Annotated in this window: 11 protein-coding genes; all 11 read left to right on the top strand. The window is 68.5% G+C overall.

All coding sequences use genetic code 11. From position 1 onward, the window contains the following. The first annotated feature begins 196 nt into the window (after nt 1–196). The 11 genes from CLV37_RS24805 (at nt 197) to CLV37_RS28220 (ending at nt 11,601) form a co-directional block, all read left to right on the top strand. Complete coding sequence (locus CLV37_RS24805) at nt 197–394, top strand: hypothetical protein (RefSeq protein ID WP_106215432.1); 198 nt, start codon at nt 197–199, stop codon at nt 392–394. 33 nt (nt 395–427) lie between these two features. Continuing rightward, nucleotides 428–964, top strand: a complete 537-nt coding sequence (locus CLV37_RS28925; protein ID WP_106215431.1) for a TadE/TadG family type IV pilus assembly protein — start codon at nt 428–430, stop codon at nt 962–964. Nucleotides 965–1,136: 172 nt separating this feature from the next. Next, nucleotides 1,137–1,715: a TadE/TadG family type IV pilus assembly protein gene (locus CLV37_RS24795; RefSeq protein ID WP_211298937.1), complete on the top strand. Its 579-nt coding sequence runs from the start codon at nt 1,137–1,139 to the stop codon at nt 1,713–1,715. Nucleotides 1,716–1,909: 194 nt separating this feature from the next. Further along, complete coding sequence (locus CLV37_RS24790) at nt 1,910–2,293, top strand: pilus assembly protein (protein WP_170127490.1); 384 nt, start codon at nt 1,910–1,912, stop codon at nt 2,291–2,293. Between the two features lie 131 nt (nt 2,294–2,424). Next, a complete protein-coding gene (locus tag CLV37_RS24785; RefSeq protein ID WP_170127489.1) occupies nt 2,425–6,159 on the top strand; it encodes a LysM peptidoglycan-binding domain-containing protein in 3,735 nt (1,244 codons plus the stop codon). Nucleotides 6,160–6,386: 227 nt separating this feature from the next. Next, nucleotides 6,387–7,025 (top strand): hypothetical protein, encoded by a 639-nt coding sequence (locus CLV37_RS24780; protein ID WP_146149576.1) that lies wholly within the window; start codon nt 6,387–6,389, stop codon nt 7,023–7,025. A 404-nt stretch (nt 7,026–7,429) separates the two neighbouring features. After that, nucleotides 7,430–7,933: a hypothetical protein gene (locus CLV37_RS24775; protein WP_106215426.1), complete on the top strand. Its 504-nt coding sequence runs from the start codon at nt 7,430–7,432 to the stop codon at nt 7,931–7,933. A gap of 397 nt (nt 7,934–8,330) precedes the next feature. Then, on the top strand, nt 8,331–8,816 hold the full coding sequence (locus tag CLV37_RS27865; protein ID WP_170127488.1) for a prepilin peptidase: 486 nt from the start codon (nt 8,331–8,333) through the stop codon (nt 8,814–8,816). Between the two features lie 428 nt (nt 8,817–9,244). Beyond that, a complete protein-coding gene (locus CLV37_RS24765) occupies nt 9,245–9,481 on the top strand; it encodes a hypothetical protein (protein WP_106215424.1) in 237 nt (78 codons plus the stop codon). 300 nt (nt 9,482–9,781) lie between these two features. After that, a complete protein-coding gene (locus CLV37_RS24760; protein ID WP_106215423.1) occupies nt 9,782–10,900 on the top strand; it encodes a hypothetical protein in 1,119 nt (372 codons plus the stop codon). Then, on the top strand, nt 10,897–11,601 hold the full coding sequence (locus CLV37_RS28220) for an HNH endonuclease (protein WP_211298936.1): 705 nt from the start codon (nt 10,897–10,899) through the stop codon (nt 11,599–11,601). The genes CLV37_RS24760 and CLV37_RS28220 overlap by 4 nt, the downstream gene beginning before the upstream one ends. Nucleotides 11,602–11,999 lie beyond the last annotated feature (398 nt).

The following is an 11,999-nucleotide window of genomic DNA, read 5'->3' as shown; positions in this document are numbered from 1 at the left end:
CAGGACCGGCGAGAGGGTCGGGCGAGAAGAGCAGAGCAGCACGCGGGCACTCGTGAGCCGCACCCACTGCTCTCCTCCCCGGCCCGCTCATCGGGCCAGCGCATCCGAGGCGCTGACCCTCGCGAACGGGCGCCCACCCACGCGAGCAAGGGGCCTGAGGCAGCCCCCCCCGACGAGGCAGGCAGGAGGTCCGCCGATGACCAACACGAGCCCCGAGCGACGCCTCGCGACCCGGCGTGAAGAACGTCGACAGCGCGCGGCGCAGCGCCTACCCCGCTGGGGGCACCAGAGCGCCGCAGGCGGCGAATTGCTCTACTGGCTCCTCCGGATCTCCCTCACGGTCTGTGTCCTGGCTCTGCTGGTGGCCGGCGTGACACGCCTCATCTCCCGCTGACTCGACCTCACGCCGTCGTAGGAGCCTCACGTCATGAACCACCTCTGGATGCTGGGATCGCGCCGGCCGTCTCAGGACGGCGCTCGCCGATGCGGCCCTGCTCACCTCGGCGCCGATGCTGGACAGGGTGCTGGAAGAGGAGCCCGTGGACTTCGACGTGGGCTTCGAGATGGACTTCGACGTGCCTTGGCAGGTGCCGGCCAGGACAGAGGGGAGGCGGTAGTCCAGGCCGCAGTCCTCTTCCCCTTCTTGATCATCTTGACCTTCGCGATCATCCAGGCCGGCATCTGGTTCTACGCCCGTAGCGCTGCCTTGAACGCCGCCGAGGAGGGCCTTCAGGCCGCGCGAGCCGAGAACGGCTCCAGTGCCGCCGCGGTCGCTGCCAGCGACAGCTTCCTGCAGCGCGCCGCCAGCGGCTCGGTGCTCAACCCCTCCACGCAGGTCGACGTCAGCCCGCTCACCATCAGCGTCACCGTCAGCGGGGAGTCCACCTCCATCGTCGACTTCCTGCCCCTGCCCAGGTTCAGCCAGACCGTCACTGGCGCCACCGAGCGCTTCACGACCAACTGATCGGATCATGCCTGTCACATTCGCCACCGAGTGCGGCTCTTGCAGATGAAGGAGCACTCCCTGTGACCGACTCATCGCCGACCCGCTGACTCACCGGCCTGCTGACTGACCCACCTGACATCGACCGCCTGACCATCGACCACCTCGTCGTGGACGTCCGAGAGGAGGCCTTGTGCCGACACCGCAGAAGAACCCGCAACCGACGAGCGGCCAGCTCCTGAACGGATCCACCGGCGCCGAGAAGCTGGCGCGCCGGCATCCCAGCGCCCGCACCTGCTGTGGCCTGCGCCTGCCCGGTGCACTGCGGCGGCGCCTGCGCGGGGGAGCCGGTGGCAGCGCGGAGGAGGGGTCCATGGCGGTGGAGATGGCCGTCTTGGCTCCAGCGATCGGGCTGCTCATCGGCTTCGTCATCGCAGCGGGGCGGTTGTCGGTCAGCCAGGGCATCGTCCAGGCCGCAGCGGTCGACTCCGCGCGGATGGCCTCCATCAGCCGGACCGCTACCGCGGCCCAGGCCGCAGCGCGCAGCGGTGCCGAGGCGTCCCTGCAAGGTCAGCCCAACACCTGCAGTTCCTACACGGTGCAGGCCAACACTGCAGGCTTCGCGCAACGAGTCGGGGTGCCGGCCCAGGTTGAGGTGACCGTGGAATGCACGGTGCCCCTGGCCGATCTGATCCCTGGCCTGCCGGGGTCGAAGACGATCACGAAGACGGCGATCAGTCCCTTGGACACCTACCGCGAGCGCACGCAGTGACCGAACAGCTCGTGGACTCCAGCACAGGCATCTGCTCCCACCGCGCGGCAACTCGCCAGCAGCGGCTTCTCCTGCCTCGCGGTTCGCGCGCGCGGGTTGCGGCGTTGGGCTCTCACCTGCGCCAGGCCCTGCGTCGTGTCCCGTCTCAGCAGGCTCGGCCCGGAGCTGAGGATCGTGGAGCGGCGTCGGTGTGGATGATCACCGTGATGTTCGCGGTGGTGCTGGTGGTGGGGTTGGTCGTGGACGGCTCCTCGCGGATGAACGCCATCCAGGCTGCCGACCACGCCGCGGCGGAGGCCGCGCGCGCTGGGGCTCAGGCGGTGCCGCGTACGCCCATCCAGTCCCAAGGGGTGGCGCGCAGCTCTTCAGGAACCCAAGCGGTGGCTGCGGCGAACGCGTACCTGGCGGCCGCGGGAGTGTCAGGGTCGGTGGCTGTTGGTGGGCGCGGGAGTCTGAGCGTGACGACATCGGTGCCGTGGACCCCGAAGTTCCTCAGCGCCATCGGTGTGGGTACCTCCAACGTCGAAGGTCGCGCCGAGGTGTCCCTCGTGCAGAGTGTGGAAAGTAGGCCGAGCTGATGCCGACGCCCCCGAAGAACACGACCCGGACCAGCGCCTCTACGCGCAGGACTGACGTGACGCCGTTGCATTCGCGGCCTGCTCCGCGCCCGGCTGCTCCGGTCGCTGCCGGTCCCACGCTGTGGGGCCGGTTGGCTGCCGTCGTCTTGATCGCGTTGACCACCGCCGGTGTCGTCGGCATCCCGCTGGTGCTGGCACGGCTGGTCGGCAACCCCTTCAAGCAGCTGTCCGCGGCCGGGTCGGTGATGGACCTGGCCTTCGGGGCGGTCACACCTGAGGTCGTCATCGCGCTCATCGCGCTGGTGGTGTGGGTCGCGTGGGCGGTGTTCACCCTCTCCCTGCTGCTGGAGTTGGTGCAGGCCCTGCCGGGCGTGCGGTTGCCCGCCATCCCGGGCCTGGGCTGGTCCCGCAAGAGCGCCGGTGGGCTGCTGACGCTGATCACCGTGCTGCTGGCCGGTCCCATCGGTGCTGCCTCAGCGGCTCAAATGCCCGCAGCACCCGTGGTCGCCGCAGCATCTGCGGCGACCTCAACCACGACTTCAACCACGACACCTGCCACCACGTCCGTAGCGCCGGCCTCGACGACGTCGCCCTCGAGCACAGCGGCTCGGACGGTCACGGTCGCTCCAGGCGACACCTTGTGGGACCTGGCGCACGAGCACCTCGGCGACGGCACCCGGTACGGCGAACTGCTCCAGCTGAATGAGGGCCGGCCCCAGAGCGATGGGGGCCACCTGGAGGCGCACGGGTACCTGACTCCCGGTTGGGTCCTGACCTTGCCGGCGGATGCGGGGACGCCGCCCGCCGCCTCGACAGGCGGCGACTACGTCGTCCAGCGTGGGGACTCCCTGTCCAAGATCGCCGAGCGGACCCTGCACGATGGCGACCGGTGGCCAGAGATCGCGCAGGCCTCGGCCGATCGAGTTCAGCCGGGGGGCCAGCACCTGCAGGACCCTGACGTCATCGCGCCCGGTTGGACGTTGACGATCCCGGGCTCCACGGCCGCAGCGCCAGCTCCCGCAGCGAGCCCTTCGAGCACCACCGCGCCGAGCACCACCAACACCGAATCTGTCGCCCCGACTGCCACGGCGAGCAACCCGACGACCACGTCAGGGACCTCCCCGGCCTCGCCCCGGCCAGAGCCCACCTCCGCCCCAGCCGCGGACACCTCCGCACCCGACGCGGCGCAGGACGCAACGACGTCCACTGCGATCGGAGTCGGAGCACTGCTGGCCGCTGGTGTTCTGACCGTCATCGCCGTACGCCGTCGCCAGCAGCGACGTGCACGGCCTGCAGGACGCCGGCTACCGGCGCGCGCGAGCGCAGGCACCAGTTGGGCTGTCCGCGGCCGCGGCGCTGCGCGCCGAGCGAGCGATCTGGATGAGCTGGCGGTGGATCGCCTGCAGGAAGACCTCGAGGCCGCCGCGGCCGAGATCGAGGACGAGGGCCTGCTGCTGGACAACTACACCGCCGCCAGCCAAGAGCAGCAGACCAGCACCACCGCCTTCGCCCAAGACGCTGACCTCCAGGCGGTGCTGCACCTCGACGTCATGCTGCGACTGCTCGCGGTAGATGCCCACCAGCAGCAGATCCCGATGCCGCCGGTGCGGGCCGCCCGCCTCGACGCCAACGGCATCGAGCTGTACCTGGCCCACCCCGCGGTCCTGCCCCTGCCGTGGCAGAGCCTGCCGGACGACGACTCCGATGAGGGCGAGCCCATCAGCTCCCTGGACGGCGAAGGTCTGGGACGAGCTGCGGGCACCACGTGGCTGGTGACCACGACCGAAGCCGCCGAGCTCGTGCTTGCCCTCGTCGACGCCGAGACCGAGGCCGCCGGCGGCGACCCGTCCCTGACGGATACCGCCTACAGCGACTTGTACGCCCAGCCCCTGCCGCTGCGCTCGGTCGAGGCTCCCTACCCGACGCTGACGACCATCGGCACCGACCCCGACGGCGCGATCGTGATGCTGAACCTGGAGGAACTGTCCTCTCTGGCCATCACCGGCCCCACCGCGATGGCCCACCAGGTGCTGCGCGCCATCGCCATCGAGCTGGCCACCAGCAGCTGGGCCGACAACCTCCACGTCACCCTCGTGGGTGACCTGGCTCCCGAACTGCCCGCAGTGCTTGGCACCGAGCGCCTGGCCCACGTCGAGGACGTCGAGCACCTGCTGCGGGCCCTAGAGCAAAGCGCGGACGACGTCAGCACCTTGATGAAGACGCACCAGGTGCCGGACCTGGCCACCGCCCGCGCCCACGGCCTGGACACCGACGCCTGGACACCGCAGCTGATCCTGCTGGGTCAGCCCCTGGACAGCGACCAGCACCGCCGACTTCAGGCGGTCGTGCATCACTTGCCCCGCGTCGGTCTCGCGGCGATCACCACCCACGGTGAACCCCTAGGGGAGTGGGTCCTGGGACTACACGCGCGCACCCAGGACGCCGAGCTGCTCCCGGGGCCGGTGCCGCTGCACCCGACCCGCCTGGATGACGCCAGCTACACCGAGATCCTCACCGAGCTGCAGGCGGCCAGCAGCCGCGAGTGGACGTCCGGCCCCAGCTGGGCGCTCGGCCTCCTCTCCGATGCGCAGGACGAGGCGCAGGACGAGGCGCACGAAGAGGCGCACGAGGAGGCGCCGGTGACAGCCCCTGCTGCCGCGAGCGACCACAGCGCCCCGACCTTCCACCCCGAGCTTGGCGAAGACACGGACGCTGCGGACCAGCCCAGCGCGGACCACGACACCATCGCCGATGCCCAGACCGACCTCGCCTCCGAAGCTGCACGCACCGGTAACCCCCTCGATGGGGCAGCCGATCCTGCGCCTGAGCCGACCATCGACCTGCGTGAGGCGCCGCGCGCTGAAGACGTCCCGCACAGCGAGACCCGCGCCGAGCACCTCAGCGCGCGTCCGGGTGGTGCGTCCGGCCCGCACCTGGCCTCACCGGCGAGCGCCGCGGCCACTTCTCCCCGGGCCGCCGGGGTCTGCGACGTCGAGCCCACGTCGACGACCTGGACGACGAAGACCGCCGAGCAGATCCTCACCGAGCACACCAGCGGTCCCGTCCTGGCGTTCATGGGCCCTCCGGTCCTGCTCGGCGCTCGCGGGGAGGAGCCGACCGGCGGGGATGCGAGCAAGAAGACGGTGCTGGTCGCGCAGATGCTCTACCTGGCGCTGATGCCGCACCCCTCCCGTGCGTCGTTCACGACGACGTTCTGGGACCTGCCGGTCATGGACCGGGGGGCGGGGAAGAACTGCGCGGGGAGCCTGTCGCGGATGCGGCGCTGGCTGGGTGTGGATGAGGACGGTCAGCCGTACGTGCCCCGCAACCAGCAGATCAAGCTGCAGGGCGTGGCCACCGACCACGACGTCTTCTTGAAGCTGGTCGGGTGCGACGTCGCCAGCGCTCCGCTCCCGGACCTCATCGAGGCGCTGCAGCTGGTGCGAGGGCTGCCCTTCGAGGGGGGTCGCTCTCACGACATCAAGCACAAGCGGAACGCCGATGCCTCCGGCGCGGGAGCCAAGGTGCAGGTCCTGAAGGCCCACTACGGCCCCTGGACCGAGGACCTGCGTCAGGAGGTGCGCATGCAGATCGTCGACGTCGCCGTGCACGTGGCCAGCGTGGCTCTGCACCGGGAGGACTTCACCACCGCCCGACGTGCCTCAGCGGTGGGGCTGCGCGCTGAGCCGCACCACACGCTGCTCATCGAGACCGCCCTGCGCGCGGCCGCGGCCGTCGGCGATGAGGAAGAGGTCAACCGCATGATCATCGACCACCACCTGCAGCTGAAGGCCGACGACCTCGAGCCGGCCAGCAGCACGCTGCGCCTTGAAGCCGACCTGCTCGCCGCCTTGGAGACCCGATGACACCCCCACGTCAGCCCCTCGACAGCATCGAGGAAGGCCTGGTCACCCCCCTCCGCCAGGGGCATGAAAAGTCCGGTGAGCCCGCCGGCGACACGGTCGGTGAGGACCTCTCGACCCGCGGGGGAGGTGCCGTGGAGGGCGGTGGGGGCCACCTCGGTAGCCACACAGCGGCCGCACCGGGGAGGATGACCGGTGACCGGACGCCACCAGCGATGGGAACGACCACGATGAGCCTCACCGACCGCAACCTGCGCACCTCCAGCGACGAAGCACCCCAGGTGCGCCCGCGTCGTCGTTGGGTGCTGCCCGCGGCCGGCGCCGTTCTTCTCCTAGCCGGCTGCACCGTCGCCGGCGTCAACCTTCTCGGGGGCCACGACGACCCGGCCCCCGCCGCACCGACGGCTTCGTCTGGTCCCAGCGCCGAGGAAATCCAAGCTGCTAAGGACGCCGCGTGGAAGTCGGTGCAGGCCTACAACGAGCTCACCCTGCAGGCCGAACGCGTGAACAGTCTCAGCGGCATCGATCTCAGTTCCGTCGCTATCGAGTCCGCAATCAAGTCGGAGCAGTCCTGGATCGACAACCAGATCGCCACCGGTACGCGAGGCGACGGCACCAGCCGGGCGGAGCTCATCTCGGCCGAGTACAACGCAGCTGCGCCTGATGCTTTCGCTCCTGCTCGCGTGCGCGTTTCCACCTGCTACGACACCTCGGACTACCGCATCCTGGACCAAGCGGGCAACAACGTCCGCCTCGGTCCGGACGGATCGACGATCTACGCCACCCGTCTAGTGGTGAACTTCTGGGCCTACGACGAGGACGGCGCTTGGAAGGTCGACGGCGGTCAGCGAACTGAGACTCCATGCTGACAGGTAGTCGACGGGGCTGGCCTCTTGTGGTGGCCGCCGGTACTTCAATCGCAGCATTGCTTTTCGTGCCTGCGCCCGCCCATGCCGCCCTACCTGTTGCCGCGAACATTGTGTGCAGTGCTAGGTCTTGTCAGCTAGTGGCCGACACCCCGGGTACTCCTGGGAAGTCGAGTACCGCACCGGTGAGACCGGTCAATGCGAAGCCGGCGGCGCCGTCCTCGCCTGGGTCGGATTCGTTGACCCGGTTTGACGTCAGCAATGCACTGAAACCCCCGGCGTGCACGGGTCTGACCCCAACTGCTTGTTTAGCCGCAGTAGCGATTGGTCTGCGGATTCCCGGGCAGCCGGCCGCCGCTGGCGTTCAGCCGGTGGCGGTCACTGTCACCCCGGGGGAGGTGGCGCAGATGGCTGTCTCGCAGTTGAAGCCGGACGTCCCGACCATCTACAGCTCCATGGGCACCGACGAGATGACCGGGCGCAAGGGGACGGAGACGTTCGGGCTGGTTGGGATGCCCCTGTGGTTCTGGACTCAGAACCTCAACGGAGGCACCGCGACAGCAGCAGCTGGACCCTTCACGGTCACGGCCACCGCCGCGCTGGACCACATCTCCTACGACATGGGCGATGGGCACGTCATCCGCTGCACCCCGATGAGCAACGGGAACGTGGGCACCCCCTACACCGAGGCCAACGGCATCGAGCCCTCGCCCACCTGCGGGTACGACGGCTACCAGAAGACCAGCCGCAAGCAGCCGGGCCTGAAGTACACGATCACCGCCACCGCGACGTGGGACGTCACCTGGACCGGGTCCGACACCGGCGCCACGACGCTGACGACCCAGGACGTGGGGCACCTGCCGATCGGTGAGGCCCAGGCCCTCATCACCGGCTACGGGCAGTCCTCATGAGGACAGCCCCCGGCGAGCGCCGGCGCGTGAGACAAGTCTCACGGTGAGCTGGCTGGTGTCGGCGCTGGTCGCGGCGGCCGCGGCCGTCGCCGCCGGCTACGTCGCGCTGAACCGCTGGCAGCGCTGGGAGCAGCAGCTGCTGACCGAGTCCTCGGCCTCCAGCTCCTCGAGCAGCCGAGGCGACGAGCATGCGGTCGCCGAAGCCGGGGCCGACGTCCGGGTCAGCCCTGCAGGTCTCGCGAGGTCGCGGACGGAGTCCATGACCACCGCGCCCTCTCAGACTGCAGCCGCAACGCTCAGCGCGAGAGCACCGGAGGCGGCGCGGGTAGGAACCTGGGGCTCGCCTGGGGCGCGGTGGCCACGCTGGAGCTTGGTGGCCGCGGGCGCCGTACTGGCTGTGGGCGCGACCCTGACCATCGGCGAGCGTCCCGCCCTGCTCCTGTACGTCTACCTCGGCGCGGTTCTGCTGCCGCTGCTGGTGTGCGACATGCGCCTGCACCGCCTGCCGACGTGCTTCATCGCCCCGGCCTACCCCGTGGCTGCGGTCGCCTTCCTCGCCGACGCCGTCATGACGGGGGAGTGGTCCAGGCTCCTGCACGCGGTCCTGGGCTGCGCGGTCCTGGGCGGGGTCTACCTGGTGCTGTGCGCGATGCCCGGCGGGCTCATGGGCTTGGGGGATGTACGTCTTGCGGGCGTGCTGGGCGCAGCCCTGGCATGGATCAGCTGGGAGGCCCTGCTCATCGGAGCGCTCGGCGCTTTCGTCCTGTCCTTCCTCGTTGGGCTTCCCCAGCTGCTGCTGCGGCGCACGCGGCTGCAGAGCCGGGTGGCCTTCGGGCCGTACATGCTCCTTGCGTCGGTGCTCGCGGTCGCTGCCGGGGCCTGATCGCGGTGAGCTCTGCGTCGGCGATGTACAACTGCCGGGTGGGCCTGCGTCGTGGCCGCCTGAGGCAGCACACGAGCCGCTCTTTTTAGCGCCTCTGTGATCGGTCTTGTGAGCGCACTTGTGATCGCGGCCGAACGGCCTGCCGCCTTGGAGTCTCGCTCATAATCGCGACAGAAACGGTGATCACGACTGCGCTAATAAGTTGCCGCACACCGGCTTGCGTGACAACGACATCAGAAGAAGTTGCTCCGGGAGGTGTCACATTCGGCCGGAGGCGCGGCTCTCACCGACGTGAGGACCAAACAGCTCATCGACGTCGGGGCCGGCGCGCCAAGTGCTGCTGCCGCGACACTCGTCGTGATCGTTCGTGGCGGCGTGTCGCGCCCATCGTCCCTGATGCTGCATCTGCGTCACGGTAGGACTTGCTCATGGCCGAACGCAGGAAGCCGGGACCGAAGCCGCGCGGTGTCCGCGAGCCGATCACTGCTCGCGTGCCCGCTGATCACCGGAAGCTCTACGTCGAGCAGGCGAAGGCGATGGGGATCCCACTCACCGACTACGTCGCGCTGGTCATGGCGCGTGCGCACCACCTGGCCGACCCCGCCTTCATCAAGCTGCCGAGCGGGGACGCTCCGGTGCAAGAGGAGCTACGCATGTCCGCCTGACCCCAGACACGACGACGGCGGCCTCGCCGGTCGGGAGCTCGCAACTCCCGTACTGACCGACTCCGCCGCCGTCAAGCCCCTACGAACCACCTCTAAGCCGTTCATCTATCAGGAGCTCACCATGAGCGTAGACGCTCATACCCGATTTGGGGAACCTGAAAGCGCGCGACACACCTTCGTGTCGACGCCAGTCACCCCATTTGTACCCCTGATCACAGCGGCAGGCTCCAGACGCCCAGCTGCAGTCGCCCACGGTCCCTACGCGCTTGTCCCCCTGCTGGCGCAGAGGGGGATGGGCTGATGGCGGTCATCCGCGGCGCCTTGCCGACCGACAACTTCACGATGGTCTCCAACGACTGGGCCCGTGATGTCAGCTTGTCGTACAAGGCCAAGGGCCTCCTCTTGGCGATCTGCTCGCATCAGCAGGGCTACCGCCTCACGCTGCAGCAGCTTGTCGCCCAGGGCAAGGACGGCCGTGATGCCGTCAAGGCAGGTCTGCGTGAGCTTGTCGACGCCGGCTACATGCGAGTCATCCAGAACCGCGGCGACAACGGGCAGATGACCGAGGTCGACTACGTCCTGACGGGCAAGCTGTCCGCAGAGGACCAGGGCGCCACTCCTGAAGGCGAGGAGTCTGCCCGTTCTGCGCAACGTCGCCGCAGGTCAGAGCCGGTGACGGATTTTCCGTCTCCGGAGCCGACACTGCAAAGCCGCAGCTCAGGACCGGTGGCGGAAAATCCGTCACCGGTTGGGGAGACCGCGAAACGGCAAGTTCGCAGGTCAGAGCCGGTAGCGGATTTCCCGTCACCGGATAACCCGTCGCCGGATAATCCGCCCCTTAGAAGACCACTCAAGAAGACCAAGTACGTGACGTCTACGTCTGACGTGGCGGCTGTGGATAAGTCGATGGAGGTTGAGCCGGTCTCCCGGCGTGAGGAGCGCCCGTTTGCCCACGACGATCGCTCGGTACTGCCGTTCCCGAAAGCTGGGCAAAGCGCTGCGGTCGATCAAGATGAGGTCGATCGCGTGATGGGCCGTCTTCCTGATCGGCTGCAGCCGTCTCGGGCTGAAGCGCGACGGCTACGTGGTCTCGTGGTCCAACGGATGGAGCTGGGCTGGACCCGTCCTGAGATCTTGGAGGCTGTCGAGCGGAAGCTGCGTCCTGGCGGTCAGCTGGACAATCCCTGCGGTCTGTTCGCGACGACCCTGGTCCCGTTGACGGCTCCCGACCGCGAAGTACACCGCGAAGTGCGAGGCTCGAGCGGGTCCAAGGCACCGAAGGCGCCCTGGTGTGGACACTGCGACGAGCGGACTCGTCGACCGCTGGACGAGGCAGGCTTCCCTGACTTGACGCTTCCGAGGTGCCAGGACTGTGAGCGGTTGGATTTCGCCGAGCACATGGAGCGAGGCGCATCGTGACGCAACCAGCAGGTGCTTCGCCCAACGCCTCCCAGAGCGACCTTGATGCGGTCGCCTTCGAATCGGCTGCCACCGCGGGGTCGGCTACATCCAGAGGGGCGGTCCTTGAGGCCCTCGCCGACATCCTGCAGCACCTTCCGACTCCGATCACCGACCAATTACTCGACAGCGATCCCGCTCTCGGTATGCCGGTACCTCAGGTAAGTCTTTCGGAGGCGTACGAACGGGCCGGTGCCCTCATCACTCGGCCCGAGCATGCCCCCGGCGTTGCGGAAGCCCTCACCCGGCAGGACGCGACCTACCGAGCCCACCACCTCCTGGCTGCTCTACTTGTCGATGCACTTCACAGCCAAACAGCCGGCAGCGGGATAGCTCCCGCCGACGCCGCCACTCTCGTCAGCAACGTGATGGACCGCCTCCACGTGCAGACGATGCTCCCGCACATCCCGACACCTCACGAACAACTGCGCCGCGAGTGGGAACGACAAGCCAAACGGATGTCGGCCACGGTGTTCGCTCGAGACGGTTACACCTGCTGCTACTGCGGTACCTGCGCAGGTCTCACGGTGGACCACAAGGTCCCGCTGGTCCTCGGAGGCACCAACGACCTCGACAATCTGCAAACGCTCTGCGGCAGTTGCAACAGTCGCAAGGGCCATCGTCCGAATCTTGGGATGACACCTGGTCGCAGTCATCAGTGACGACCTAACGAGGTCGCGACTTGGCCGAGAAGCCACGGACAGTCTCAGCCAGTGGGTGGCCGTCGACGTGTCGCAGGCAGCGGCCGATGCGCTCATTTGGTCCGACTCTCAACGGTTTTGATGCTCGCCAACCACTCGCGAGAATCGTCGTACCGTCACCCAGGGTGTGTGTCTGGGCCCGTGAGGTGACCTTCGGTGACGTACTAGGTGCGCAGCTCGTGAACTGAGCAACAGGTGTCGCTCGCCGTGGCCGATCTAAGAGATTTTGCCCTCGTTCTGTCACATTCGCTGCTCAACGCAGCTCTAGTGATCTGCGGCTGAAGTTGGTGCCCCGGGGCGTTGCCAGGTGAAGGTGACGGGTCGATGCTGCTGGTTGCGGAGCCGGGTCCAGTGCTGAA

It is taken from the genome of Kineococcus rhizosphaerae (assembly GCF_003002055.1).
Classification (GTDB): Bacteria; Actinomycetota; Actinomycetes; order Actinomycetales; family Kineococcaceae; genus Kineococcus; species Kineococcus rhizosphaerae.
The sequence above is the reverse complement of the archived record's forward strand: the minus strand, read 5'-3'. Positions and strand labels throughout refer to the sequence as shown.

Coding starts and splice junctions, on each gene's coding strand:
- CLV37_RS24805 (WP_106215432.1), top strand. CDS start 197: ATGACCAACACGAGCCCCGAGCGACGCCTCGCGACCCGGCGTGAAGAA.
- CLV37_RS28925 (WP_106215431.1), top strand. CDS start 428: ATGAACCACCTCTGGATGCTGGGATCGCGCCGGCCGTCTCAGGACGGC.
- CLV37_RS24790 (WP_170127490.1), top strand. CDS start 1,910: ATGATCACCGTGATGTTCGCGGTGGTGCTGGTGGTGGGGTTGGTCGTG.
- CLV37_RS24780 (WP_146149576.1), top strand. CDS start 6,387: ATGAGCCTCACCGACCGCAACCTGCGCACCTCCAGCGACGAAGCACCC.
- CLV37_RS24775 (WP_106215426.1), top strand. CDS start 7,430: ATGGCTGTCTCGCAGTTGAAGCCGGACGTCCCGACCATCTACAGCTCC.
- CLV37_RS24765 (WP_106215424.1), top strand. CDS start 9,245: ATGGCCGAACGCAGGAAGCCGGGACCGAAGCCGCGCGGTGTCCGCGAG.
- CLV37_RS24760 (WP_106215423.1), top strand. CDS start 9,782: ATGGCGGTCATCCGCGGCGCCTTGCCGACCGACAACTTCACGATGGTC.